Origin of the sequence: Kribbella sp. NPDC049584, from assembly GCF_040675555.1 — a bacterium.
Taxonomy (GTDB): Bacteria; Actinomycetota; Actinomycetes; order Propionibacteriales; family Kribbellaceae; genus Kribbella.
The window spans coordinates 125602-150935 of the sequence record NZ_JBFAPF010000014.1 but is presented as its reverse complement, the minus strand read 5'-3'; the positions used below and the strand labels follow the sequence as shown (position 1 = coordinate 150935).

28 protein-coding genes, 2 tRNA genes and 1 pseudogene are annotated in these 25334 nt (G+C 66.9%); 14 read left to right on the top strand and 17 right to left on the bottom strand.

Features of this window, described 5'->3' with window-relative positions; genetic code table 11:
• Window position 1: 1 nt before the first annotated feature.
• The 4 genes from recF (at window position 2) to AB0J62_RS36275 (ending at window position 3606) form a co-directional block, all read left to right on the top strand.
• Window positions 2-1141, top strand: coding sequence for a DNA replication/repair protein RecF (recF, locus tag AB0J62_RS36290; protein ID WP_134106445.1), 1140 nt, complete (start codon window positions 2-4; stop codon window positions 1139-1141).
• Window positions 1134-1721, top strand: a complete 588-nt coding sequence (locus AB0J62_RS36285; RefSeq protein ID WP_363881341.1) for a DciA family protein — start codon at window positions 1134-1136, stop codon at window positions 1719-1721. Before recF ends, AB0J62_RS36285 begins: the two co-directional genes overlap by 8 nt.
• Window positions 1722-1923: 202 nt before the next feature.
• Window positions 1924-2217 carry a hypothetical protein gene (locus tag AB0J62_RS36280; protein ID WP_363881339.1) on the top strand — a complete coding sequence of 98 codons (294 nt, stop codon included), beginning with the start codon at window positions 1924-1926 and terminating at the stop codon, window positions 2215-2217.
• 129 nt (window positions 2218-2346) lie between these two features.
• The gene (locus AB0J62_RS36275; protein WP_363881337.1) at window positions 2347-3606 is read left to right on the top strand and encodes a hypothetical protein; all 1260 of its coding nucleotides are present in this window, start codon (window positions 2347-2349) and stop codon (window positions 3604-3606) included.
• A gap of 6 nt (window positions 3607-3612) precedes the next feature.
• Here the strand turns inward: AB0J62_RS36275 and AB0J62_RS36270 are convergent, their stop codons facing one another.
• From AB0J62_RS36270 to AB0J62_RS36260, 3 genes are read right to left on the bottom strand one after another with little or no spacing between them, the layout of a single operon-like run.
• Window positions 3613-4170, bottom strand: a complete 558-nt coding sequence (locus tag AB0J62_RS36270; protein ID WP_363881335.1) for a hypothetical protein — start codon at window positions 4168-4170, stop codon at window positions 3613-3615.
• The gene (locus AB0J62_RS36265) at window positions 4167-4769 is read right to left on the bottom strand and encodes a hypothetical protein (RefSeq protein WP_363881333.1); all 603 of its coding nucleotides are present in this window, start codon (window positions 4767-4769) and stop codon (window positions 4167-4169) included. The genes AB0J62_RS36270 and AB0J62_RS36265 overlap by 4 nt, the downstream gene beginning before the upstream one ends.
• Complete coding sequence (locus AB0J62_RS36260) at window positions 4766-5401, bottom strand: hypothetical protein (RefSeq protein WP_363881331.1); 636 nt, start codon at window positions 5399-5401, stop codon at window positions 4766-4768. Before AB0J62_RS36260 ends, AB0J62_RS36265 begins: the two co-directional genes overlap by 4 nt.
• 449 nt (window positions 5402-5850) lie before the next feature.
• Between AB0J62_RS36260 and gyrB the strand changes: the two genes are divergently transcribed.
• From gyrB to AB0J62_RS36225, 7 genes are all read left to right on the top strand, one after another.
• Window positions 5851-7827 carry a DNA topoisomerase (ATP-hydrolyzing) subunit B gene (gene gyrB / locus AB0J62_RS36255; protein ID WP_363881553.1) on the top strand — a complete coding sequence of 659 codons (1977 nt, stop codon included), beginning with the start codon at window positions 5851-5853 and terminating at the stop codon, window positions 7825-7827.
• Window positions 7828-7869: 42 nt separating this feature from the next.
• Window positions 7870-10527: a DNA gyrase subunit A gene (gene gyrA / locus AB0J62_RS36250; protein WP_363881329.1), complete on the top strand. Its 2658-nt coding sequence runs from the start codon at window positions 7870-7872 to the stop codon at window positions 10525-10527.
• A gap of 386 nt (window positions 10528-10913) precedes the next feature.
• Window positions 10914-11417: a DUF3566 domain-containing protein gene (locus AB0J62_RS36245; protein WP_363881327.1), complete on the top strand. Its 504-nt coding sequence runs from the start codon at window positions 10914-10916 to the stop codon at window positions 11415-11417.
• 97 nt (window positions 11418-11514) lie between these two features.
• Window positions 11515-11588 (top strand) — tRNA-Ile (locus tag AB0J62_RS36240).
• Window positions 11589-11631: 43 nt separating this feature from the next.
• Window positions 11632-11760 (top strand): DLW-39 family protein, encoded by a 129-nt coding sequence (locus AB0J62_RS36235; RefSeq protein WP_305000375.1) that lies wholly within the window; start codon window positions 11632-11634, stop codon window positions 11758-11760.
• 10 nt (window positions 11761-11770) lie between these two features.
• A tRNA-Ala gene (locus AB0J62_RS36230) sits at window positions 11771-11846 on the top strand.
• Between the two features lie 617 nt (window positions 11847-12463).
• The gene (locus tag AB0J62_RS36225; RefSeq protein ID WP_363881325.1) at window positions 12464-12730 is read left to right on the top strand and encodes a hypothetical protein; all 267 of its coding nucleotides are present in this window, start codon (window positions 12464-12466) and stop codon (window positions 12728-12730) included.
• 97 nt (window positions 12731-12827) lie between these two features.
• Here AB0J62_RS36225 and AB0J62_RS36220 read toward each other — a convergent pair whose 3' ends face one another.
• On the bottom strand, window positions 12828-13031 hold the full coding sequence (locus tag AB0J62_RS36220; protein ID WP_363881323.1) for a hypothetical protein: 204 nt from the start codon (window positions 13029-13031) through the stop codon (window positions 12828-12830).
• 180 nt (window positions 13032-13211) lie between these two features.
• On the opposite strand from AB0J62_RS36220, the gene AB0J62_RS36215 reads away from it, so the two are divergent.
• Entirely contained in the window at window positions 13212-13871 is a 660-nt protein-coding gene (locus AB0J62_RS36215; RefSeq protein ID WP_363881320.1) for a DUF402 domain-containing protein, read from the top strand.
• A 91-nt stretch (window positions 13872-13962) separates the two neighbouring features.
• On the opposite strand, the pseudogene AB0J62_RS36210 reads toward AB0J62_RS36215, so the two are convergent.
• The 7 genes and pseudogenes from AB0J62_RS36210 to AB0J62_RS36180 all read right to left on the bottom strand — a co-directional run.
• A pseudogene (locus AB0J62_RS36210) lies at window positions 13963-14208 on the bottom strand (YciI family protein); the annotation flags it as partial.
• 296 nt (window positions 14209-14504) lie between these two features.
• Window positions 14505-14948 (bottom strand): hypothetical protein, encoded by a 444-nt coding sequence (locus tag AB0J62_RS36205; protein WP_363881318.1) that lies wholly within the window; start codon window positions 14946-14948, stop codon window positions 14505-14507.
• 68 nt (window positions 14949-15016) lie between these two features.
• A complete protein-coding gene (locus tag AB0J62_RS36200) occupies window positions 15017-15484 on the bottom strand; it encodes an NUDIX hydrolase (protein WP_363881316.1) in 468 nt (155 codons plus the stop codon).
• A 26-nt stretch (window positions 15485-15510) separates the two neighbouring features.
• Complete coding sequence (locus tag AB0J62_RS36195) at window positions 15511-16032, bottom strand: DinB family protein (protein ID WP_363881314.1); 522 nt, start codon at window positions 16030-16032, stop codon at window positions 15511-15513.
• Between the two features lie 36 nt (window positions 16033-16068).
• Complete coding sequence (locus AB0J62_RS36190; RefSeq protein WP_363881312.1) at window positions 16069-16554, bottom strand: NUDIX domain-containing protein; 486 nt, start codon at window positions 16552-16554, stop codon at window positions 16069-16071.
• Between the two features lie 10 nt (window positions 16555-16564).
• Complete coding sequence (locus AB0J62_RS36185) at window positions 16565-17260, bottom strand: VOC family protein (RefSeq protein ID WP_363881309.1); 696 nt, start codon at window positions 17258-17260, stop codon at window positions 16565-16567.
• A 43-nt stretch (window positions 17261-17303) separates the two neighbouring features.
• Window positions 17304-17696, bottom strand: a complete 393-nt coding sequence (locus tag AB0J62_RS36180; RefSeq protein ID WP_363881307.1) for a nuclear transport factor 2 family protein — start codon at window positions 17694-17696, stop codon at window positions 17304-17306.
• Between the two features lie 54 nt (window positions 17697-17750).
• Here AB0J62_RS36180 and AB0J62_RS36175 point away from each other — a divergent pair, with 54 nt between their 5' ends.
• Complete coding sequence (locus AB0J62_RS36175; protein ID WP_363881305.1) at window positions 17751-18302, top strand: TetR family transcriptional regulator; 552 nt, start codon at window positions 17751-17753, stop codon at window positions 18300-18302.
• Window positions 18303-18339: 37 nt separating this feature from the next.
• Window positions 18340-19119, top strand: a complete 780-nt coding sequence (locus AB0J62_RS36170) for an LLM class flavin-dependent oxidoreductase (RefSeq protein WP_363881303.1) — start codon at window positions 18340-18342, stop codon at window positions 19117-19119.
• Here AB0J62_RS36170 and AB0J62_RS36165 read toward each other — a convergent pair.
• The 6 genes from AB0J62_RS36165 to AB0J62_RS36140 are packed head-to-tail and all read right to left on the bottom strand — an operon-like array spanning window position 19116 to window position 25234.
• The gene (locus tag AB0J62_RS36165; RefSeq protein ID WP_363881301.1) at window positions 19116-19862 is read right to left on the bottom strand and encodes an ATP-binding cassette domain-containing protein; all 747 of its coding nucleotides are present in this window, start codon (window positions 19860-19862) and stop codon (window positions 19116-19118) included. The genes AB0J62_RS36170 and AB0J62_RS36165 overlap by 4 nt on opposite strands.
• The gene (locus tag AB0J62_RS36160; protein WP_363881299.1) at window positions 19855-20859 is read right to left on the bottom strand and encodes an ABC transporter ATP-binding protein; all 1005 of its coding nucleotides are present in this window, start codon (window positions 20857-20859) and stop codon (window positions 19855-19857) included. Before AB0J62_RS36160 ends, AB0J62_RS36165 begins: the two co-directional genes overlap by 8 nt.
• Window positions 20856-22367, bottom strand: a complete 1512-nt coding sequence (locus AB0J62_RS36155) for an ABC transporter substrate-binding protein (protein ID WP_363881297.1) — start codon at window positions 22365-22367, stop codon at window positions 20856-20858. The genes AB0J62_RS36160 and AB0J62_RS36155 overlap by 4 nt, the downstream gene beginning before the upstream one ends.
• Before the next feature lie 37 nt (window positions 22368-22404).
• The gene (locus AB0J62_RS36150; protein ID WP_363881294.1) at window positions 22405-23271 is read right to left on the bottom strand and encodes an ABC transporter permease; all 867 of its coding nucleotides are present in this window, start codon (window positions 23269-23271) and stop codon (window positions 22405-22407) included.
• Entirely contained in the window at window positions 23271-24197 is a 927-nt protein-coding gene (locus AB0J62_RS36145; protein ID WP_363881291.1) for an ABC transporter permease, read from the bottom strand. The genes AB0J62_RS36150 and AB0J62_RS36145 overlap by 1 nt, the downstream gene beginning before the upstream one ends.
• Window positions 24194-25234: a LacI family DNA-binding transcriptional regulator gene (locus tag AB0J62_RS36140; protein ID WP_363881289.1), complete on the bottom strand. Its 1041-nt coding sequence runs from the start codon at window positions 25232-25234 to the stop codon at window positions 24194-24196. Before AB0J62_RS36140 ends, AB0J62_RS36145 begins: the two co-directional genes overlap by 4 nt.
• Window positions 25235-25334 lie beyond the last annotated feature (100 nt).

The following is a 25334-nucleotide window of genomic DNA, read 5'->3' as shown; positions in this document are numbered from 1 at the left end:
GGTGTACGTCACCGCCCTGGGTCTGCTCGACTTCCGGTCCTACCAGCAGGCGGAGGTCCAGCTCACCCCGGGCGTGACGGCCTTCGTCGGGCCGAACGGCCACGGCAAGACCAACCTGGTCGAGGCGATCCACTACACCGCGACCCTCGGTTCGCATCGGGTGGCGAACGACGCGCCGCTGGTGCGGGCCGGCGCCACCCGCGCGATCGTGCGGACCGAGATCCGCAGCCAGTACGACCGGGATGTGGTCGTCGAGCTTGAAATCAATCCTGGGAAGGCAAATCGGGCCCGGATCAACCGATCGCCGGTTCCGCGACCGCGGGAAGTGCTCGGGCTGCTGCGGACCGTGCTGTTCGCGCCGGAGGATCTCGCGCTGGTGAAGGGCGATCCGTCCGAGCGGCGGCGGTTCCTGGACGAGTTGCTGACGCTGCGGTCGCCCCGGATGGCCGGCGTACGGCAGGACTACGACCGGGTGCTGAAACAACGGAACTCCCTGCTGCGGAGCGCGTCGCAGGCCCGTCGGCAGAACCGGACGAGCGCGGCCGAAGGGCAGCTGCGCACGCTCGAGGTCTGGGACTCGAACCTGGCGCGCGTCGGATCCGAGCTGCTCGCGACTCGGTTGGAGCTGCTGGAATCTCTGCGCCCGTTGGTGTCCAGCGCGTACGACGCTGTTGCCCGGGGCAAGGGTGATGCGCGGCTGGAGTACAAGTCCTCGGTCCTGCTCGAGCCGGGTGTGACGTCGCGCGAGCAGCTGGCCGACGTACTGCTGGAAGCGGTTCAGGAGAAGCGGCGGGACGAGCTCGAGCGCGGTGTCTCGCTGGTCGGTCCGCACCGCGATGACGTCGTACTCGGGCTCGGGGACTTGCCGGCGAAGGGGTACGCGAGTCACGGTGAGTCTTGGTCGTTCGCGCTCGCGCTGCGGCTGGCGTCGTACGAACTGCTCCGTGCGGACGGGGGTGAACCGGTGCTGATCCTCGACGACGTGTTCGCCGAGCTCGACACACAGCGCCGGGACCGGCTCGCCGAGCTGGTCGCGCCGGCCGAGCAGGTGCTGGTGACCGCAGCCGTCGGCGCTGACGTGCCCGCTGAGCTCAGCGGTGCGCGCTTCGAGGTCGGTGAAGGGGTCGTTCGGCGTGCCTGAACCCCCGGATTCCTCTGAGAGCGGCACCGAGAGCGACCTTGAGAGCGGCCCTGAAAGTCGCTCTGGGAGCGAGGAAGAGCACGACAAGCAGGGCCTCGAGCTGGCGAAGTCGCTGGCGGGACGACTCAAGCAGCAGGCGGCCAAGGGCGGCATCATGCCGGTCAAGCGCCGCCGCCGGCCGCGGATCGACGGCGCCCAGATCAGCAGCGCCCGCCCCGACGACCGCGACCCGCAGAAGCTGACCAACACGCTCGGTCGGCTGATGCGCGACCAGGGCTGGGAAATCGACGTCGCCGTCCACGGGGTGATGGCCCGCTGGCCGTCCATCGTCGGCCGCGAGATGGCCGAACACTGCAAGCCCGAGTCGTACGAGGACACCGTGCTGACCGTCCGCACGTCGTCCACCGCCTGGGCAACCCAACTGAAGCTGCTGGCTCCCGACCTGGTTCGCCGCCTGAACACCGAACTCGGCGAAGGCACCGTCACCCGCGTCAACGTCCAAGGCCCCCACACCCCCTCCTGGCGCAAAGGCCCCCGAACCATCCGCGGCGGCCGAGGCCCCCGCGACACCTACGGCTGACGCTTGCAACAAGCTGCAAAAGGGTTTCAGTCAGGTCTGCCAAGGAAGGATCCTCTGGACAACCGCCCCAGTAGAATGAGGTACGCAGATGCGTCGGCTTGATGCACTTTGGCTCAGCGGAGCTGTGGTTCTCACCGCCCTGACAGCAGTTCCCACGAATGCTCAGGCCATCGAGACCACATACCCCACGAAGGACTTCAGCATGGAGGTCGGGGCCACTTGGACATCCGGCCAGGTGATCTTCTACAACCGCTCTGTCCGGGTGCAAGGCGAGGTACATGCGACAGAGTCGTCCCTCAGCGGCTGTCGATACACCAAGGCGACTGTGTTAGGAATCACCAAGCAGAGCGCGATCGCCTGTAACGAGACCAAGCCGTTCCAACTGGACTTCCCTGCGGACGTGCTCGGTGGGGCCGCGTACGCGGACGTGTCGTTCTGGGACTACCGGGGTGATCGCCCTGACCTCGAGTTGCGGTCGCAGAGAATAGCCCGTTGAAGTAGCGGGCGGCGGCGCACCGCTGATGCCCTAGGATCGGGCGCGATGCGCACGCTCGTTGACGGCTTTCGCGAGATGGTCCACCTGATCGGAGACACCTTCCGACTCTGGTGGAAAAACTTGCTGCCCATGACCACTTGGTGGGTCGCGGGCTTCATCGGGTTCACGGTGTGCATGCAGGGCGCGATGTGGCTGGGGAAGCATCAGCACTCCAGCCTGGGGACCGGTCTGTTCGCGGTCGGCGTGCTGCTGCAGATCACAGCTTCTGTTGGCATGATCCGGACCTGTGCGATGTCGCTGTACCGCTGGCGGGATGCCGCGACCAGCGAAGCCGAGGAGACGTCAGACCCGACGCAGCGCGGGCTGCTCGAGTTGCTGGCCATCACGCTGCTGCCGCTGGTAGCGGTCTGGTCGGCATGGGGTTTCTTCGACGAGCAGATCAACCAACTCTCGGCGACGAACCTGGTGCAGAACGGAACGCAGGCCGGCTCACAGTTCTTCAAGCTGGGCATCCACAGCTGGCACAGCTACCTTCCCGCGCTGGTCATCCTCTTGGTGCTGCGTCGCGTGCTGCAGGCCGTCGACGACCGCTGGCCGAACAGGCCGGTGAAGTTCGCCCAGGTCTGGGCCGAAGCCTTCTTCGTGCTCCTGACCTGCGTCATCACTCCGTTCGCGATTGCCGAGGGCAAGCTCTGGTTCCAGAAGCGGACCTTCTGGTACTGGTCGGTGGACTGGTGGGACGGCCTCAAGGACTTCTTCGCCGGCATCCACATCCCGCTGCCGGCCGGCATCGAGTTCCTCTGGGTCTTCTTCTGGGACACCCTCTGGCCGCTGTTCAAGCTCGGTGTCGGTGAGCCGCTGACCTGGCTGGCCATCACGACGGTCGTCTTCGGCCACCGGGTGCTCTCCGGCGGCGGTGTCTTCCGCGGCACACGGCTCGAGCGACGACTCGGCGGCCAGGCGGAGCAGGAAGGACCGCAGCGGGGCCGGTTCGTCGAGCTGACCTACAAGGCGCCGGACCTGGTGCTCGGCGGTCTGCGCGAGAAGTTCTACCCGGCGATCAACGCGTTCCGGCTGCTGGTTCGGGTCGGACCGGTCTTCCTCGGCGTGGTCTGCATGGTCTACACGCTCTGGGTGCTGGCCGACGATTGGGCGTTCGTCCTGGTCCAGCGGCTGATCGGTATCCACGGCAACTACTGGGGTCTGATGAACCAGGAGATCTCGAGCATGATCGAGCGGCTCATCTTCGAGCCGCTGCGCATCGCACTCCTGGCGGCGGCGTTCGACCTGTGCATCTCGGTCGGCATCCAGCGGCGCAACGAGGCAGCCGCGGCCGCACAGCCCAAGGAGAAGAAGGAAGCCGAGCAGCCGGCACCCGTCGCTGTCTGATCGGCCTCAGGGCGTGATCAGGACCCGGCGGTAGTCGGAGAAGTCCTCGATGGTCACCCCGGCGAGATCCGGTACGACGGACTTCGGCACCACGTACACCTGCGCGATCTGTTGCGGCTTGTCCATCGTGAACGGGTAGTCGTCGTCGCCGCAGTACGTCGGCAGCGGGTAGTCGAACGGCTGCCCACTGTCCCAGGTGTTGCCGTGGGTGTCGCGCAGCGTCGCCTCGCAGGTGAAACCCTTGTCCTTGAGGAACAGACCCTCGCGCGGCGTCACGGTCAACGTGGCGACGATGATCGTGGAGCCTGCCGGCCCACCCATGTCGATCGCTTCGTCGTCCTTGTCGAGGATGGTGGTGTACGCCTTCAGCGAGTCGAGCTTCCACTCCACGTGCGCGACCGTGACCGGACCCTGGTTGACGACCTCGTCGATCCGGCCCTGTTCGTAGATCCGCTCCGTGTCGGTCAGATAGGGCCGCAGCATGATGATGGTGGCGGCGGCCAGGAGGGCCACCAGCAGCGCGATCTGAACGGTCAGCCGGGACGCCCGGCTCGCAAGCCTCACGATGCCACCCTGGTGACCGACTTCTCGACGATGTACTGCGGGGCCGCGGTGTCGACCATCTGCTGAGCGATGGCGTCGGTCGGGACCCCGAGGTCGACCTCGATGTCGGAGTTGTAGTAGTTGAAGATCATCGTCGGGTGCAGCTTCAGCGTGAGGCCTGTCATGTCCGCCGGGTTGAGCTCGAACACGACCGTGCCGGTCTTGGCGAAGCCAGCGTCCGGAAAGTCGATTCCGCTGTTGGACAGTCCTTCGACCGGCTCGTACACGCTGCCGCCGTCGGCCAGCAGGGTGGCGTTGATGTTGTCGGGCTTCTTCGCGCCACGGACCGCGTCCCATTCGATCGCAACGTAGATGCCGTTGGTCTCGAGCGGCTTCTTGTCGCTGTCGGTGCTGTCGATCACCGCGCGGGTGAACTTGATCCGGGTGATCTTCATCGTCGATCCGCTGCCGGTGTAGTCGAGAGCCTGACCGATCGTGCCGCGGACGACCTTGATGTTCTGCTCGTCGTACACCTGGTCGGGCGCCGCGAGCCGGGTCACGCCGCCGAGCAGCACGAAGAGGACGCCGACCAGGATCGTCGCGGGGCGATAGAGCTTCACTTGCTGCCCCCGTTGTCGGTCACCACGGTCGGGTCCAGCCGCACAACCGCAACCGGCGCCTCGGCCTGCCAGAACTCGTTGTCGTTAGCGCCGAACACCCCGCTGACCGCTTCGTAAGACTCGCCGAGAACGCCGATCTCTACGGTCTTGGCCGCGAAGTCGGGATCGACCTTGAACGTGGTGAAGCAACTCTCGGGCGGAAGTCCGTACACGAGCTGCCAGTTGATCTCGCCGTGGCAGGTGACGCCGTCGCTCTCGATGTTCTCCGCACCGCCGCCCGGAACCAGAACCATCAGGTCGCTGTCCGGGTTCTTGCTCTGGTGCTCTTCGGTGTCGACATTCTTCGCGTCGAAATACACCTTCAGCTTCGACTCGGCCTCGTCGTACTCCGTTTTGGGTGTGCGGACGATCTCGGCCTTGGTGAAGCTGTACTCGAATCGGCCCGCCGTCACGGTCGTGGGGGCGGTCAGGGTGGGGACTGTGCGGCCTTTCTTTTCCTTCCAGCCGCCGGTGGCCAGGATGACGAGGACGGCCACCACGACGAGGGCGATCACCAGCAGCCAGATTCGCCGGTGCCGGTGAATCACCCGGTCGGCGATCATCGCGTCGATGACCTCGTCGAGACTTTCCACGGCAGCGATCCTAAGGGGCGGTGGGTGCGCGCCAGGCACTGCTTGTCCACGGGGCGTTGGACCCCGGTTCGGAGCCGGTCAACCGGTCTGGACCGGTCGGGTCCGGGACGGTCAGTCGCGAAACACCCGGAGGCCACTGAGCGGCCGTGAGCGCTTTTCTGACCCCCACCCGCGAGAGGGGACATGGAGAAGAGGGAGAAAAGACGCCCTGATGCGAGTTTCGGGCGGCTGGTGGCAGGTTCTGCTTCGGTCGACAGGTAGAATGGACCGTGTAGGGCGAGCCGCGCCTCTACTATCACCGTAGAGGGCGGCTCTACTGTGCCGCGATGCCTCGCGAAGGCGGGGTCCGAGGAGGACAACCACCGGTGACCGACGAGCCGATCGAGATCGACGCCAACCAGTCCGCCGACCCCATCGGCAACCCCGCACCCAGCGAGGCGCTCCCGGAGATGCTCGACCAGATCCCGTCGAACGTCGTCGAGCGGGAGTACGACGCGAGCGCGATCCAGGTCCTGGAGGGACTGGACGCGGTCCGCAAGCGCCCGGGTATGTACATCGGGTCCACCGGTGAGCGCGGCCTGCACCATCTTGTCACCGAGGTGGTCGACAACGCGGTCGACGAGGCGATGGCCGGGTACGGCGACCGCATCGTCGTGACGCTACTGGCCGACGGCGGTGTCCGGGTCGAGGACAACGGCCGCGGTATCCCCGTCGACATCGTCGAGTCCGAGGGCAAGCCGGCCGTCACCGTCGTACTGACCGTCCTGCACGCCGGCGGCAAGTTCGGCGGCGGCGGTTACAAGGTGTCCGGCGGTCTGCACGGCGTCGGCGTCTCCGTGGTCAACGCGCTGTCCACCAGGCTCCAGGTCGACGTCAGGCTGAAGGGCAAGCTGTACACGCAGTCCTTCACCAACGGCGTCCCGGACGCTGACCTCGCCGAGATCGGCACCTCGACCTCGAACGGTACGACGATCACGTTCTGGGCCAGCGAGGACGTCTTCGAGACCACGACGTACTCCTACGAGACGCTCGCCACCCGCTTCCGCGAGTACGCATTCCTGAACAAGGGCCTCGAGCTGGTGATCCGGGACGAGCGTCCGGACCACTTCGACGAGGACGGCAAGCCGCTCGAGCAGTCCTTCCGGTACGACGACGGCCTGGTCGACTACGTGAAGTACCTGACCGGCATCCGCGAGACCGTGCACCGCGACGTGATCTCGTTCGAGGCGGCCACCGCCGACGACACGATGAGTCTCGAGGTCGCGCTGCAGTGGAGCGGCTCGTTCCAGGAGTCGGTGCACACCTTCGCGAACGCGATCAACACCCACGAGGGCGGCACCCACGAAGAGGGCTTCCGGGCCGCGCTCACCTCGCTGGTGAACGGCTTCGGCGAGGACCAGGGCATGATCAAGAAGAAGGAGGACAGGCTCACCGGCGACGACATCCGGGAGGGCCTGACCGCGATCATCTCGGTCAAGCTGGCCGAGCCGCAGTTCGAGGGCCAGACCAAGACCAAGCTCGGCAACACCGAGGTCAAGGGCTTCGTGCAGCGGGTCGTCAACGACAAGCTCGGCGCCTGGTTCGAGCAGAACCCGGCCGAGGGTCGCGAGATCATCCGCAAGGCGTCCGCCGCGGCGAGCGCCCGGATCGCGGCCCGCAAGGCCCGCGACCTGGCCCGCAACCGCAAGGGTCTGCTCGGCGGCGGCGGTCTGCCGGGCAAGCTGGCCGACTGCCAGTCGACCAACCCGGAGGAGTGCGAGGTCTACATCGTCGAGGGTGACTCGGCGGGTGGCTCCGCGAAGGGCGGCCGCGACCCGAAGTTCCAGGCCATCCTGCCGATCCGCGGCAAGATCCTGAACGTCGAGAAGGCCCGGATCGACAAGGTTCTGCAGAACAACGAGGTCCAGGCGATCATCTCCGCGCTGGGCACCGGCATCCACGAGGACTTCGACGAGGACAAGCTCCGGTACCACAAGATCGTGATCATGGCCGACGCCGACGTCGACGGCCAGCACATCCGGACCTTGCTGCTGACGCTGCTTTTCCGGTTCATGCGACCGCTGATCGAGCGTGGTCACGTGTACGCCGCACAGCCGCCGCTCTACAAGATCCGCTGGAGCAACCAGCCGCACGAGCTCGCCTATAACGACGCGGAGCGCGACGGGCTGCTCGAGGCGGGTGCCGAGGCCGGCAAGAAGCTGCCCAAGGAGAACCCGATCCAGCGCTACAAGGGTCTTGGCGAGATGAACGCGAACGAGCTGTGGGAGACCACGATGGACCCGGCCAACCGGGTGCTGCTGCAGATCACCCTGGACGATGCGGTGCGGGCCGACGAGACGTTCCAGACGCTGATGGGCGACGACATCGAGGCCCGGCGCGGGTTCATCCAGCGCAACGCCAAGGACGTTCGCTTCCTCGACATCTGATCTTGCTGCCCTCCGACGTACTGATCTGAACGGGACTTATTCATGACCGAGACCCCCACCTCGCCCGGCCACGACCGGGTCGAGCCGCTCGACCTGCAGACCGAGATGCAGCAGTCGTACCTCGACTACGCGATGGCGGTCATCGTCGGCCGCGCGCTGCCCGAGGTCCGCGACGGCCTGAAGCCGGTGCACCGCCGCATCCTCTACGCGATGTACGACGGCGGCTACCGGCCGGACCGCGGTTTCAACAAGTGCTCCCGCATCGTCGGTGACGTCATGGGTCAGTACCACCCGCACGGCGACTCGGCGATCTACGACACCCTGGTTCGGCTCGCGCAGCCGTGGGTGATGCGGGCGCCGCTGATCCAGGGCCAGGGCAACTTCGGTTCCCCGGGCAACGACCCGGCGGCCGCGATGCGGTACACCGAGTGCCGGATGGCGCCGCTGGCGATGGAGATGGTCCGCGACATCGACCAGGACACGGTCGACTTCCGGCCGAACTACGACGGCAAGTCGCAGGAGCCGGTGATCCTGCCGGCCCGCTTCCCGAACCTGCTGGTCAACGGCTCGTCCGGGATCGCGGTCGGTATGGCGACCAACATCCCGCCGCACAACCTGCGTGAGGTCGCGGCCGCGGTCGACTGGGCGCTGGAGCACCCGGACGCGACCCGCGAGGAGCTGCTCGACGCCTGCCTGCAGAACATCAAGGGCCCGGACTTCCCGAACGGCGCGCTGATCGTCGGCTACAAGGGCATCGACGACGCGTACCGCACCGGCCGCGGCTCGGTCACGATGCGCGCGGTCGTGGACATCGAGGAAGACGCGAAGGGCCGGACCAGCCTGGTCGTCACCGAGCTGCCGTACATGGTCAACCCGGACAACCTGGCGCTGAAGATCGCCGAGCTGGTCAACACCGGCAAGATCAACGGCATCGCCGACATCCGCGACGACAGCTCGTCGCGGACCGGGCAGCGGCTGGTCGTCGTACTGAAGCGTGACGCGCAGCCCCGCGTCGTACTGAACAACCTCTACAAGCACACGCAGCTGCAGGACACCTTCGGCTGCAACATGCTCGCGCTCGTGGACGGCGTACCGCGGACGCTGAGCGTCGACCTGTTCATCAAGCACTGGATCGACCACCAGATCGAGGTCATCCAGCGGCGGACCCGCTTCCGTCTGCGCGAGGCCGAGAAGAACGCGCACATCTACCGCGGGTACGTGAAGGCGCTGGACGCGCTCGACGAGGTGATCGCGCTGATCCGGCGCAGCCCCGACGTCGACGAGGCGCGGACCGGGTTGATCCAGCTGCTCGACATCGACGAGATCCAGGCGCAGGCGATCCTGGACATGCAGCTGCGCCGGCTGGCCGCCCTGGAGCGGCAGAAGATCATCGAGCGGTTGCAGGAGCTCGAGGCGATCATCGCCGACCTCGAGGACATCCTCGCCAGCCCGGAGCGGCAGCGCACGATCGTCAAGGACGAGCTCGGCGAGATCGTCGAGAAGTACGGCGACGAGCGGCGTACCGAGATCATCGCGGCCGACGGCGACCTGTCGGTGCAGGACCTGGTGCCGGACGAGGACGTCGTCGTCACGATCTCCCGCGGCGGCTACGCGAAGCGGACCAAGACCGACCTCTACCGGACCCAGAACCGCGGCGGCAAGGGCGTCCGCGGCGCCGCACTGCGGGCCGAGGACGAGATCAACCACTTCTTCGCCACCACGAACCACCACTGGATGCTGTTCTTCACCACCAAGGGCCGGGTCTACCGGGCCAAGGTGTGGCAGCTGCCCGAGTCGGCCCGTGACGCCAAGGGTTCGCATGTCGCCGGCCTGCTCTCGTTCCAGCCTGACGAGGAGATCGCGCAGGTTCTGACGCTGCGCGATTACGACCAGTCCGATTACCTGGTGCTCGCGACCAAGAAGGGCCTGGTCAAGAAGACCGCGCTGCGGGACTACGACTCGGCGCGGCAGAGCGGCATCATCGCGGTCAACTTCCGCGAGGAGGACGACGAGCTGATCGGCGCCGACCTGGCTACCGCTGAGGACGACCTGCTGCTCGTGTCCCGCAAGGGGCAGTCGATCCGCTTCACCGCGAACGACGAGCAGCTGCGGCCGATGGGCCGGGCCACCTCCGGCGTGACCGGCATGAAGTTCCGCTCCGGCGACGAGCTGCTGTCGATGTCGGTGATCCGGGCCGGCTCCGAGGAGGACGCGCAGTTCGTCTTCACGGTGACCGACGCCGGGTACGCCAAGCGCTCGCGGGTGTCGGAGTACCGGCAGCAGGGTCGCGGCGGTCTCGGCATCAAGGCGGTGAAGCTGAACGACGAGCGCGGTTCGCTCGTCGGCGCGATCATCGTCGTCGAGGACGATCAGGTGCTGGCGATCAAGGCGAGCGGGCAGGTCGTCCGCAGCCGGGTCGACAGCGTGCCGGTCAAGGGCCGTGACACGATGGGCGTCCGGTTCGCCGGGGTCGGTGAGTCCGACGCCGTCGTCGCGATCGCGCGGAACACCGATCTGACCGTCGCTCTGGAGGAGTCGGAGGCGGCCGAGGAGGGTACCGTCACCGAAGGTGCCCAGAATGTGGACGGATCGACAACCGAATCCACCTCTGAGAGCGTCCAGAATGATGACGAACGTTCGACGGACGTGGACGGCGCGGCTACCGTCGAAGACGACGAAGCCGGCCAGGAGGGTGACTGATGACCAACCGCGCGAGGCCGACATGGCCTGAAGGTGCGGCCGACAGCTCCAAATCCCAGCGCACCGCGCCGGGTGGGAAGCCGTCTGCCGCCCCGGCCAACCCGGCTTCCAACGGTCGCTCCAATGGTTCGCCGGGCGGCCAGCCGAGGACTGCGAACGGTCAGCGCCCCTCGTCGTCGGAGTACCGCCCGCAGCCGCGGCCGGCCACTCCCGGCGCCGGCGCTCCGGCGCGTCCTCAGCAGCCTGCTCCCAGCACGCCCGGCCGGCCGGAGCCTTGGTCTCCGCCGGGTACGACGTCTCCCGCGGCCGCCTCGCCGTACGAGGCTCCCGGGGCTCCCGGAGCTGTTGGGGCTGCCGGGGCGAAGACTGAGTCGTTCGGTGACCGGGTGAGCGCTGCGCGTCAGGCGGTGCTCGACAAGGCCTCCGCGGTGACCGCTGCCAAGCCGGAGAAGGCCGACCGGGAAGCGGTGCGGCAGGCGCGGCTCGCCGAGAAGGACGCCAAGACCTCCAGCCGGCCACAGACCCGCAAGGCGCGGCTACGGATGTCCCGGATCGATCCGTGGTCGGTGATGAAGACGGCGTTCCTGCTGTCGATCGCCTTCGGCATCGTCACCTGGGTCGCGGTATTCATCATCTGGTCCGCGATCGGTGCGGCGGGTGTTTTCGACAACATCAACAGCACCGTGCAAGAGGTCCTGGGTACGCCGACCGCCGAGCCGTTCCGGGTCGAGAACTACATCAACACCGGCAAGGTGATGGGCTTCACGACGCTGCTGGCCTGCGCCGACGTACTCATCATCACGGCGCTCGCGACGCTCGGATCGTTCCTCTACAACATCGCCGCCACGTTGCTCGGCGGCCTCGAAGTCACGCTGGCGTCGGAGGACTGATTCCTCCGGCCGGGCCCTGGTCGGGCCTGGCCGGAACCGGTTTGGGAGTAGAGCACTTGGTGCGGTAATCTCTCCCGGGTTCGACACCGCAGTACGCGGGCCTATAGCTCAGACGGTTAGAGCGCTGCCCTGATAAGGCAGAGGTCACTGGTTCAAGTCCAGTTAGGCCCACCCTCACGTATGTGAAACCTCCGATTCCCGAGGAGTCCCAGTGCTGAAGAAGCTCCTGCTGGTGCTGCTGGCCGGCATCGGTGGATACTTCGCCTACAAGAAGACCCAGCAGTCCCGCGCCGACAAGGACCTCTGGGCCGAGGCCGTCGACCCGGTAACCCCGGGCCGCTGACCACCCTCACGGGGGCGTAGCTCAACTGGCAGAGCACTGCCTTTGCAAGGCAGGGGTTAGGGGTTCAAGTCCCCTCGTCTCCACCACCAAGTCCGCGCAGCTCAGAGCGCGATTCGCCGCTCGCCCCGCCGTCCTCTCTTGCTTCGTTGAGAGCCTGCGTGCCCCGCGCGTCCTCGTCGACCTGGGCGCGAGCCTCCCGCAGCCGGGCCCGGCAAGGCTGACGACCTGTCCGCTGCTGGAGCCGACGCTGTTATCGGCTACATCGCCGAACTCACCGAGGCGATCCGGAGCTAAGATTCTGCGGCTGTCGGAACTACGGGCCGATAGTGCACGTGGTTGCGTGTCAGGCACTCCGGACCCCACGCAGCGCGACGTGCTCTCTGCCGAGTTTGGCTCTTATGGATCAAGGGCCCCGGACTGCGGGCGGCGCCGGGCGACGGGCCAGGAGTGGGTGTCGCAGCCTTGTGTACGGCAGGATCTCCGCGTGGAGATATGGAATCGCAATGACGATGCCGGAGACGGTCTCAGTACGGCACTCGTAGGACCAGCAACCTGGCCTGAGCTCACGGCTGCCTTCGACCCATCCGCCCCCTTCGTGCTCCTGCCAGGCTTCACTCCAATTCAGGCATTCGACTGGCAGGACGCGCTCATCCCTCTCACACCGGAGGGAGCGATGGAGCCAACTCGCGTCCCCGTCCGTAGCGTGACAGTCGACGCCCTGCTCGGTACTTCCGAGTTCGTTGAGCTCGCCGGCAAGTTGGGCGACGCCTGTACGCAGGTAATGCAGTTCCGTCTGAAGCCTCGCTCAGACGTGAACTACGAGGATGCCCGGCAGCATGTGCGGGTGGCGAGATACAGGGCGGCCGAGCTCACGATTCGCATCGACCTGCCGCATGCCAGAGAAACAGCGCTCATCACAGCGGTCGACCCTCATGAGCTCGGGGCAGCGACAGCGCGCCTGATGAGCTGAACGGACAAGCTTGCCCTCGTGGAGTCGAAGTCGTGCCCGCTACGTGCCCTCCCGAGCAAGCAGAAATGGGCTCGGCCGGTCGCCCCGCCGGACGCCCCTAGTCGTCGTCCTCGTCTACCCGGAATGCGTCGACGGCCCGCTCGCGCAGGATGTCGAGTTGAACGGTGAGGACGCCGATGACCTCCTCGACGTTCATACCTTCGGTCTCGCGGAACGCCCAGCTTGGACGGCCTTCGTCGTCCAGGGCCTTGACCAGCACGATGCCTTCCAGGGCGGTCCAGCCTGGTAGCAGCGCGGGCACTCGAAAACTGTCGCCCAGGACCTGACCAATCGGTTCTCCGTAGTCGCTCGACATGAGCCGATGCTGCCAGGTCATCGCGGCCGCTGCTACCGCCTCTGCGCTCCGAGTGCCTTTCCCAGCGTCTTTGAGTCCGCATGGCCGGGCTGCGGCGTGGACTGGAGACGGCCGTAGCATGACCCGATGGTCTTCGCTCCTGGTCGATCGATCGCCCGGCGCGACGTCCATCTCAACAGGATGATCGCCGCGGTGCAGACCACGCGGGTTGTGCGCGACGACGCGGAGGCGCTGCTCACCTGGACCGCGGCAGGATCGGACTGCATGCTGCGCGGCACTCGGGACGGCGCGTCGATCCGGAAGATGCCGCTGGCGGAGCGCGACCGTACGCCGTCCATGCTCTGGCCCCGGCACTGGGAAGGGCGGCACGCGCTGATCCGCACCGAACCCGAGGCCGACCATTCGGTGTGGTGGTTCTTCGACCTGGAGATGCGGTTCGAAGGCTGGTACGTGAACCTGGAGTCCCCGGTACGCCGCTGGTCCGCTGGGATCGACATCCTCGATCACGCGCTCGACATCCTGGTCACGCCCGATCGCAGCTGGTCGCTGAAAGACGAGGACGAGCTGGCCGAGCGTATCGACCATCCGGCGTACTGGACGGCAGCCGAGGCGGACCGCATCCGCGCCGCCGCCGAGCGCATCACCGGCGACATCGAGGCCGGCCGATTCCCGTTCGACGGCCAGTACACGGATTTCTGCCCCGATCCGTCGTGGAAACCGGCCGACCTCCCGCCGTACTGGGACGTCGAGGTGACGTCCCGCCGATCGTCACCACCAGTCGCCTGATCCAGAGCGCGGGGATTGGCTGGACGTGGCGGGGTCTTGCTCGATCAGGCGTTGTCGGCAGGTTGCGTCCGCCTGCCAACCTCGCGGTGGCGATCTTGGCGGCCCACTTCAGGGCTTCTTCGCGGGTGGGTACGTTGACGACGGAGAAGCCGCCGACGACCTCCTTGGTTTCCGGGTAGGGGCCGTCGGTGATCAAGCCGTCCGGGTCGACGAGGGTTGCCTGCTGCCGCTCGAGGCCGCCGCCGTACACCCAGACGCCGGCGTTCACGGCCTCCCGGACGACCTCGTGCGAGGCCTTGCCGACGTCGGGCCAGTCCTCGGCGGGGATGTGGTCCATCGCGCCGTCATTGAACGTGATCAAGTACTCCGTCATCCCACGACTCCCATGTCCCGGCGGCCGCCTCGACCGCCTCTCGTCTGTACTACGAACTACGCGCCTCGAATCCGACGCTATGCCCAAAGAAGTTCTGAAGGATCGAACTGACGGGCGGACTCAGGTCGTGGCGTCCCACTGGTAGTAGTCGGGTTCTGGGTCGACTGCGAAGCGGACGGCATCTATCGTCGTCCGGCCGCTGAGCCACGCCTTCGAGATTCTGTGACCGCCGTCCATCAACCGCCCGTCCGCAGACAGGATCACTGGATAGAGGTACTGCGCAGCGAGGCGTTGCCCAGTGCGGCGGCGATTGTGTCGTACTGCGGGTGGTTGACGCGGATGACGATCGACTGGGCCTCGTCGGAGAGGGAGACGATGTCGTCGCCGGCGGAGTTCCAGACAGTCGCGTCGTACGCCCAGGGGGCGAACTCCATGAAGGCCGACCAGACCTGGTCATCGGCGTAGGCGACGATGCCGGTTTGAGCGTAGCCGCCGCGTTCGACTCGACCCGTCCGAGCTGCGACACCGCGAAGGACCTCGGCGGCGGATATGACGTCTGGCGGCCAGTCCGCGGAAGCGACCGGTATGTCCGTCTCGTAGCGGTCCACGGAGCCTTGCACTGTTCGCAAGGTCAGGCGAACTGTCCGGGCCGCGTCGGCGTGAGTCGAGCCATCGCTGACGATGAACCTCTCCAGCGCCGTCATGCCGACAGCATCTCCCGCCGCCTGGCTAGTGGACGACTTGGTAGTCGACGAGGTGGCCGGTGGGTGTGCTAGCGGCAGAGGGTTGCGAGTGTGGCGTCTATAGGGAGCAGGTTGGTCAGTGGCTTGGTCGGGGTCCACCAGGTGGCGGCGGACATTTCGTCGTTCGGGGTGAAGGGTTGGGGGGAGTCGAGCTCGCCGCGGTAGATCGTGAGGTACTCGAGTCGGTCGTCGGGTGCGACGCGGATCTTCGCGACGCCGGCGAGATCGAGAGTGTCCGCGCGCTGGCCGCTCTCTTCGGCGAGTTCGCGTACGGCGGCTTCGCGCGCGGACTCGCCCGGATCGAGCATGCCGCCAGGGAGTTCCCACGCCTGGCGGTACCGGTTGAAGACCATCAGGCACTCATGACCGCACCACAGCACGACAAGGGATGCGGTCAACGGCACGGTCGGATCCAGCGTGCCGAGCTGATCTTCACGGAGTCGGTCGAAGCTGATCAGCGTCGACCCGTCGGAGTCCTCGACCGGAAGCCCATCCATGGCCGCCGAGTATTCCATCGTCCAACCTATTCGCCGGTGGTGCCGTCGAGGGATTCGCGGAGGAGGTCGGCGTGGCCTAGGTGGCGGGCGTATTCCTCTATTACGTGGGTGAGGATGAAGTGGATGTCGGTTGGGCCGAATTCGGAGTTGGGGATGATTCGGGTGAGGTCTTGGGGTGGGAACAGGGATCTGGAGTCGGCGCAGGCGGAGAGGTAGTCGGCGTACACGGTCCGGGCGGGGGTGGGGTCTGATTCGTCGAACCAGTCGGTGTCGGGGTTGGTTCGGTACGGGAAGTACTGCGGGGTCGTGCCGGCCAGGCGGTGTTGCAGCCAATAGCGTTCGACGCCCTGAAGGTGGCGCATCAGGGACAGCAGGGTCAGGTCCGAGGGCGGGATCGCGCGTCGGCGGAGTTGGGCATCAGTGAGGCCCTCGCATTTCCACAGGAATGCGGCTCGGTGGTAGTCGAGGTTCGAGGCGATCACTTCCAGCCAGGTCCCCGACAACGTCCGCTCCGGGCGGACGATCTTCTCGATCACGATGTCGTTCATACCTGTTCGATGCTCGAGGTCCGCCCCGATCGACAGCTACACGTTGGCGCCCCAGATGACGTCGGCGGTGGCGGCGGGTGGGACGTGCCCGGTTGGCGGCAGGGACTGGGCGAGGTTAATGCCGACGTCCACCAAGGCGGCCCGGTCCAGAGTGGGGACGGTGGAGACGGGTGTCCACACGGATTCGGCGGTTTCGCCGTTGGGTTCGGGGCGGAGGGTGCCGGCGGTGATGCGGACGGCGTAGTAGATGCCGATGTTCTGGTGGTCCTCGGGCCCGGGCAGACGGCGTTCGGCGGAAGGGATTACACGCGAGTCGACACCGAGCAGGCGCTCGACGACTGCCGTGCAGCCGGTCTCCTCCGCGACCTCGCGGACCACGGCGTCGAACGGGTCCTCGCACGGTTCGACTCCGCCGCCGGGAAGCGTCCACCAGGTGCCGTCGCCGTACGGCGAGACGTACCGCGCCAGTAGCACCCGTCCGTCCTCGATGCACACGGCGTACGCGGCCAGTCGTCTGCTCACCCCCGGGACTCTAGATGCAGAACGGATGACCGGCCGGGTCGGCGTACACGTGATGATCCGGACCGCTCGTCTGCAAAGCCTCCGCGCCGACCGATAGAGCATGAGCGCGCGCAGCCGGCACGTCGGACGTGAACAGGTCCAGATGCACCTGCTGCGGGTACGCCGGATCGGGCCAGCGCGGAGCGGGTGACGTGCTCTGCTGGAATGCGAGCTCCGGCGTACCGGCGAGGACCACCCGGGACGCCGTGTCGAGCAAGCGTGAAGGCCGGTCAAGCAGCGCGCTGTAAAACGCAGCGAGAGCTTGCGGGTCAGGGCAGTCGATGACGATACGCCGGATCTCCGCCCGGTCGGTCGGCCCGGAGTACAAACAGAAGGGGTGCTCGATCGGATCGGCGTACACCTGCCACTCGCCGTTGTCCCGCAGCAGCTGAGCCCCAGGCGGCGCAACAAATGAGGGTACGGCGAGATCGAGATGCATCTGCTGTGCACCATCGGGCCACCCCGGCGGCTGGTAGTCGATCGGACCGTCGCCGAACGCGAGCTGCAGGTCGGACGCCCCACCGCCGATGACGAACCAGTCCTCGCGAATAATCTCCATCCCGAGCAGATCCGCGTAGAACTGAGCGACCGGCCGAGCCCCGCGGTCGTAGCTCTCCGGTGTGTCCCCCGGGCACGCGAACACGACGTTCCGAATCGTCAGACTCACCCCTCCACCTCACCCGAGAAGCTCGGCCGACGCAACGGTCGAGTCAGGTCAGATCAGGGACGGACTGTGCACCCACGTAGTCGCGGAAGAGCTTGATCTTGCCGTCCTGGATCCGGAAGACCTGGATGCAGGTGGCTTGGAACGGTACGTCGGTCGTGGTGTGCCGCGCCTCGGTGACCAGTTCGAGGATCACGACCTCGGGATCGATGGTCCGGTGGAGCTGGACCGTGCGCAGGTCGGTGATGTCGACGGCGTGAGCGGCGGCCTGGAGCGAGAACTCGCGGATCGCTTCGCGGCCGACCAGACGATCCGGCAGGCCTTGGACGGCGAACGGCAGCTCGAGTACGGCGTCCTCCGCGAACAGGCTCACGAAGCCTTCGAAGTCGCGATCGATCAGGTACTGGCGGCGCAGTTCAAGTACTTCCTCAGGAGTCATTCAACGACCGTAGAACGAAATTCCCACAGATTCAACACCTGTAGAATGAATTCGGTGAACGAGACCACCCGCGACCGCCGCCGGATCGAGACGCAGGACCGGATCCTGACCGAGGCGCGCAGACTGTTCGCCGAGACCGGGTACGACCGGACGACGATCCGCGCCGTGGCCGCCGCCGCGCAGGTCGACCCGGGTCTGGTGATGCACTACTTCGGCAGCAAACAGCAGCTGTTCGCCCGTGCGGCCGAGACCGAGAGCCGGCCGATCACCGAGGGCACCGCCGAAGAGGTCGCCGAGCAGTTGCTCGAGCGGCTCCGCGAGTCGTTGATCGACGAGCCGGTCGCCTCTCTCGCGGTGTTGCGCTCGATGCTGACGCACCCCGATGCCGCCGACGAGGTCCGCGGCAACGCACACGTCCGCGGCAGCAACATCGGCAAGGCGATCCACGGCGTCGACGGCGCGCTTCGTGCCGATGTGCTGAGCGCGGTGCTGATCGGTGTCGTGCTCGGTCGTCACCTGCTCAAACTGGACCAGCTGGCTGATGCCGATCCGGACAAGATCGTCGAGTTGCTCGGCCCGGCGGTCCGGTCCTTGACCAACGGCTGACGGAATACGGTCGTCCGGGCCGGAGTTGGCCCGAGGTATGAGCCTTGAGATCGGAGTCATCCTTCCGACGTCGACGCCGGATCCCGAGCGCCCCATTCTCGGCGATGTCCGGGAGAGCGCCAGGTACGCCGAGAGCGTCGGGCTGGACTCGGTGTGGTCGACGGATCATCTGGTGGCGAGTGCGCCGCTCCTCGACAGCTCCGTCGTACTCGCGACCGCGGCAGCGGTGACCGAGCGGATCACGGTCGGGTACAACGTGATGCTCCTGGCACTCAGGCCGGTGGCGTGGGCGGCGAAGCAGATCAACACACTGCAGTTGCTGTCGAACACCCGGCTCGTCCTCGGCGTCGGCACCGGGAATCCGGCGCATGGCGACATCGGCTGGCGGGCCGCCGGTGTGGACTACGCGGAGCGCGGCCGGTTGACCGACGAGGCTCTCGCCGTACTGCGGGAGCTGATCGCCGGCAAGCCCGCGACGGTCGCGCAGGATCTCGAGGTGACGCTCTCCCCCGGCTCGCCGGTGCCGCCGATCTTTGTCGCGGGCAACGGTCCGCGCGCACATCGGCGAGCGGCGCGGTACGGCGACGGCTGGGCGACGATCGCGGCCACCCCTGACGAGGTCCGTACCAACCTCGACCGCATCAACGAACTTGCCGACGGCAAGCAACTGAAGGCCACCGTGGTCGCACCCCAGCTCAACGGCAACCCCGCCGAACAACTGGCCGAGTACGAAGCCGCCGGCGTGGAGCGCATCATCCTTCCGCCCACCGGCGACTGGCGCCGCGACTACGACAAGGCAGCCGAACTGCGGAACTAGCTGTTCAGCTCCAGAGCCGCGTCCAGCAGGCTCTGGGTGTACTCATGCTGCGGCGCGCTCAGTACGTCGGTGGCCGGTCCTTCCTCGACGAGTACGCCGCGACGCATGACCGCGATCCGATCCGCGATCTGGTGTACGACGCCGAGGTCGTGGGAGATGAACAGCATCGACAGGTTGTGCCGTTGCCGGAGATCGTCGAGCAGGCGAAGGATCTGTGCCTGGACCGAGACGTCCAGCGCAGACACTGCTTCGTCGCAGACCAGCAGCCGAGGCTTCACGGCCAACGCGCGGGCCAGGCTGACGCGTTGGCATTGACCGCCGGAGAGTTGACTGGCCCGCTGACCGGCAACGGATGGATCGAGCCCGACGTCCGCCAGCAGTTGATCAAGGTCGGCGTCGGCTGCCGACGGATGGGTGCGCCACGCCTCGCCGATGATCGACGCGACAGTCATCCGCGGATTGAGCGACGAGCGCGGATCCTGGAACACCATCTGGATCGCGCGCTGCAGCTCTCCAGGCCGCCGAGTGCCAGCTGGCACCGGGCGCCCGTCATAAAGGATCGAACCGGATGCCGGCCGGACGAGTCCGACGATCGAGCGGGCGACCGTGGTCTTGCCCGAGCCGGACTCCCCCACCAGCCCGACGGTCTCGTTGGCACCGACGGTCAGGCTGACCCCGTCCACCGCGACGAACGGCTTGCGGCGCGGGCCGAACGTCACCCGCAGATCCCGGACCTCAAGCATCGAGCACCTCCTCAGCGAAGTGACACGCGGTCCAGCGCCCCGGCGCAACCGCTCGCAGTGCGGGCTGTTCGGTCCGGCACCGCTCCCTCGCCAACGGGCACCGCGGGTGGAAAGCACACCCGGCCGGCCGATTCGCGGGCGTGGCCGGAGTACCAGGCAAGGGATGCGCCAGAGCAGTCTTCGTGCGTACTGCGGGAACGCTGTCGACCAACGCCCGTGTGTAAGGGTGTGCGGGCTGCCGCAGTACGTCGGACGTCGCGCCGCGCTCGGCCACGCGCCCGGCGTACATGACGACGACCTGGTGGGCGACGTGTGCCATCACCCGCAGGTCGTGACTGACCAGGAGCATCGACAGGCCGGCGTCCTCCTGGATCGAACGCAGCAGGCGAAGGATACGTGCCTGCACGGTCACGTCCAGCGCGGTTGTCGGCTCGTCGGCGAGGAGCAGCGAAGGACTCCCGGCGAGCGCCATCGCGATGACGGCGCGCTGGCGCATGCCGCCGGAGAACTCGTGCGGGAAGCTGCCGAGCTTGTCCGCCGGCGAAGGGATCCCCGCACGATCGAGTAACTCCACCACCTGCGAACGGACCGCGGACCGGGACTGACCGGAGCGACGCAGGATCTCGCCGACCTGGCGGCCGATGGTCTGGGTCGGGTTGAGCGCGGCCAGCGGGTCCTGGAAGATCATCGCGATCTCGTGCCCGCGCAGCTCCCGCCGGCGGGAAGAAGTTGCCGTCAGCAACTCCTCCCCGCGCCACGACAGCGAACCGGAGACCGCAGCGCCGTCGGGCAGGAGACCGATGAGAGCGTTCGCGGTCATCGTCTTCCCCGAGCCGGACTCGCCGATCAGGCCGACGGTGGTCGCCGACGGGATGTCGAAGGACACCTCGTCGACGACCCGCACCACACCCGACCGCCCCGGCAGGTCGACAGCGAGCCCCGACACCGTCAGCAGAGTCTCGACCGCGGTGCCGACGGACAAGTCGTCGCGAATCAAGAGTTGACCTGCAGCTTCGAGAAGTCCGGCAGACCGTTCGGGTCGGGGGTGAATCCGCTCAGGCGCTTGTTCCAGGCGTAGGCGTACTTGACCGCCATCGGGAACATGCCGACCGCGTCGTCCCAGATGATCTTCTCGGCCTCGCCGTACAGCTTGACCCGCTCCTGCTCGTCGGTGCTGGCCGCAGCCTGGGAGATCAGCTTGTCCAGCGCGGGATTGCAGTAGCCGTTGCGCTTGGCCGCGCACGGGTAGAGCCGGCCGACGGTGTTCGCGGCGTCGAGCATCGGGTTCGACAGTTGCTGGAAGTTGATGTCCCAGTTCAGCGCCAGCAGGTCCTTGGTGAAGACGGCCTGCTCCTTCTGCAAGAGGTCGACCTGTACGCCGATCTTCTGCAGGTCCGACACGACCGCCTGGTTGAACTGCTGGAACTCCGCGTTCGCGAACTGCAGTCGCAGCTTGGTGCCGAAGTCGAAGCCGGCCGCCGTCAGGGCTGCTTTCGCCGCTACCGGGTCGTACTTGACCGGTGTCTGGGCGACGTACCCGAGCGTCTGCTTGGACACCACGGAGTCCGACAGCGATCCGGTCTGCGGGTACAGCTTCTTGATGATCGTCGGGAAGTCGACCGCCTGCCACAACGCCCTGCGGACGGCAGCGTCCTTCAAAGCCGGCGTCGACGAGTTGAACCACATCGTGTAGACGGCGGAGCTCTGCACGATCTGCACGTTCAGCGTCGAGTCCTTCTGCACCTGGGGCAGCTGATCGTCCGGGATCCCCCAGACCACGTCCGCCTCACCGGTGCGGAGCGCGGTCAGCCGGGCAGCGAGCTCGGGCATCTTCTTGATCGTCACCTTGGTGACCTTCGGCGCGCCACCGTAGTACTGCGGGTTCGGCACCAGGACGATCTCGTTCGGGCTGAACTTGTCCAGCTTGAACGGCCCGGTCCCGACCGGCTTGTCGAAGAACGCGGTGTCGTTCGCGCTGACGCCCGACGGCAGAACGAAGAACACCGCGAGCTTGCGCGGGATCGCGGCGTCCGGCTTGGACGCCGTGAGTACGACGGTGTCGTCGGACAGCGCGGTCATCGTGTAGCCGGGGAAGTTCGCCGCGTTCGTGCCCTTGAGATCGGTGAACCGCTTGAAGGAGTCGGCCACGTCGGCGGCCTTCAACTCCTTGCCGTCGCTGAACTTCACGCCCTTGCGGAGCGTGAACGTCCAGGTTTTCGCGGTGGCATCGGACTTCCAGGAGGTTGCCAGGTCCCCCTCGACCGAACCGTCGGTCTTGGTCCGGACCAGCCGGCTGAACAGCTGCTGCTCGACCATCTGTGGTCCGGTGCCGCCGCCCTGCGGGCCGCCGGGGTCGATGCTGTCGACCGGATAGGTGCCGGCGATCACCACCTCACCGCCGCCGGAGCTCGAGCTGCCGCCGTTGGTGGCGCTGGAGCACGCCGTCAGGGCCATGGTGGCGCTCACCGCAAGGGTCAGTGCCGCCCGCCGGGTCAATGCGATCATGATGTTTCTCCTGCCTTCCGCGGGAGTCGACGCGTCATCAGTTGAGGTGTCCGCGTCCGTAACGGGCGGTGAGCTGGTCACCGAGGATGCCAATGTTGACGATCAGCAGCGACAGGGCGACACCCGGCAAGGCCGAGATCCACCATGCGCTGTCGAGGTATTGCTTGCCGTTGGCAATGGTTTGTCCCCAGGACACCGCCGACGGCGGCAGCCCGATCCCGAGGAAGCTCAGTCCGGCCTCCGCGAGGACGACGAGGGCGAACTCGAGCGTGGCCAGTGCGACCACCGGACCGATCGTGAACGGTACGACGTGGCGCAGCAGGATCGACGTACGCCGGACGCCGAGCACCCGGGCCGCATCGACCCAGGCGCGCTCCCGCAACGAGAGCGAGACGCTGCGGGTCACCCGGGCGAACGAGATCCACGCGGTCGCGGCCAAGGCGATCACGACCACCGGCACGCTGCGCTCGAACGCGCCGGCGATCACGATCGTCAGCAGGATCGCCGGGAACGCGAGCAGGATGTCGATGCCCCGGGCAAGGAACGTGTCGAGCCAGCCGCGGAAGTATCCGGCGACGGTGCCGATCGTGACGCCGACGACGCAGGAGACGACCACGGTCGCGATACCGATGAGGATCGACGTGCGGGCGCCGTACACGACCTGGGCGAGGACATCGCGGCCGAGGCCGTCCGTGCCGAGCCACGCGGTGCCGCCGCTGGACAGGTGCGAACCGGGCTTGAGCAGCCGGTCCTCGAGCGAGGTGCGGATCGGGTTGTAGTCGATCACCAGCGGGCCGATCGCCGCGACCAGTGCGTAGAGCGCTAGTACGACGTACGGGATCTTGCCGAGCCAGGTGCCGACCCGGCGTACGGCGAGCGGACGGGTCACCGCGAGCGTGGCCATCAGCTGCCCTCCAGGCGGATGCGCGGATCGAGCTGGGAGTAGACGAGGTCGGCGGCCAGGTTGAAGAGCATCACGATGCCGGCGATCACGAACGTCGCCGCCTGCACCACCTCGTAGTCGCGGTTGGTCACCGAGTCGACGACGAGCGAACCGAGGCCCGGCCAGGAGAACACGTTCTCGACGATCACCGCCCCGCCCATCAGACCGCCCATGTGCAGCCCGACGATCGTGACGACCGGCAGCAGTGAGTTGCGCAGTGCGTGCCCGAGCAGGACCTGGTGATCGGTGAGTCCCTTGGACTTCGCGGTCTGGATGTACGGCTCGCGCAGGGTCTCGGCAACGCTGGTCCGGGTCAGCCGCGCGACGATTGCCGTGAACGGAAGCGCCATCGTGATGGCAGGCAGGATCAGATGCTGCGGAGTACCCGCGCCGGAGCTCGGCAGCAGTCGCAGCGCCAATGCGAAGACCAGGATCAGCATGATCCCGATCCAGAACGTCGGGAACGACTGCAGCGCGATCGCGGCCGCCGACACCACTCGATCGACCACACTGCCCGGACGACCGCCGGCCAGCAGTCCGAGAGTCAGACCGAGCACCACCGCGATCAGAGTGGACGCCAGCATGAGCTCCGCCGTGGCCGGCAACCGCTCGAGTACTTCGGACATCGCCGGGTGCCCGAGCCGGTACGAGTCGCCGAAGTCAAGCCGTACGGCGTGGCCGAGGTAGTCGACGTACTGGATGGCCAGCGGGCGTTGCAGGCCGAGTGAAGCGCTCAGCTCCTTCACCTGGTCCTGTGTCGCATCCGGACCGAGCAGGATCGAGACAGGGTCACCCGGTGCGACCCGAACGATGAGGAAGATCAGCGACGCCGCGCCCCACATCACCAGGACACCGATCAGCAGTCGCTTGACCACAACGCGAATCATGGAAGCTCCTTGGGAGGCCCGACCGTCGCTCCCGGCGCGAACCCGCACCGGACGCTTTCACTGCGCGCACCGGAGTCAGGTGCCTCCAGCAGTTGCACCAGCAGGCCCATCGCCTGACGGCCCATCTGCTCGCGCGGCACGATCAGTCCGGTCCACGCAGTGCCGTCATGTCGCGCACCGGTCGAATCACCGAGTTCGACGACGCTCAGGTCATCCGGGATGGACAGACCGCGCCGAGTCGCACAGACCAGCAGCTCTTCGGCCAGTAGTTGCTGCTCCGCGAGTACTGCGGTGATGCCGCCGCGCTGCAACTCCTCCACCAGTCCGTCCACTTCCGCAACGGAGTCGAGCGTCCACACCGGTCCGGCAAGATGCTGGTACGGCGTTGCCTGGCGAAACCCGCCCTCGCGATCACGGCTCGGTTGTGCGCCGCCGTTGCCGATCCGTGCGTAGGCCACGCGCTGGTGTCCCAGCTCGAACAGCCGCTCGGTGAGTTGCTTGGTCGCACCGGCGTAGTCGGCCGCAACGTACGAGACCGGCGGACCCGAGACCTCGCGGTGGCCGACGTACACGAACGGGTAGCCGGAGTCGCGCAGTCGCTCGATCTCCTCGACGTTGGGATCGCGGCCGAGCAGGAGTGCGCCGTCCGCGTGCCAGAGCCGGGTCGATCCGTCGCGGAAGATCTGCCGCTCACCGCCCGCGCTGGTGAACAGCAGCAGGTCGTAGCCGAGCTCGGCCGCCTCCTGCTCCATGCCGAGCAGGAACGGGAAGTAGAAGTCCACACCGCTGGTCGGGAACACCGGTTCGAACGTGTAGACGCCGATGATCTTGTTCCGGCCGCCGGCCAGGGAGCGCGCCGACGCGTTCGCGACGTACCCCCACTCGCGCATCACCGTCAGCACGCGCTCGCGGGTTGCCGGGCTGATCCGGATACTCGCGTCGCGCTCGTTGAGCACCAGCGAGACGGTCGCCTGGCTGACCCCGGCAAGCCGGGCGATATCGGCCTGCGTGGGTCTCTTCGCCGGTGTGCGGCTCAAGGTGGTGACCTTCCTGCTAATACGCCCTACCACAGCGGTTCCGGAAGTTTCGCGAGCGTTTCGAGCAGGTGTCAAGAGGTCGCATTGATTAGCTGGGTAT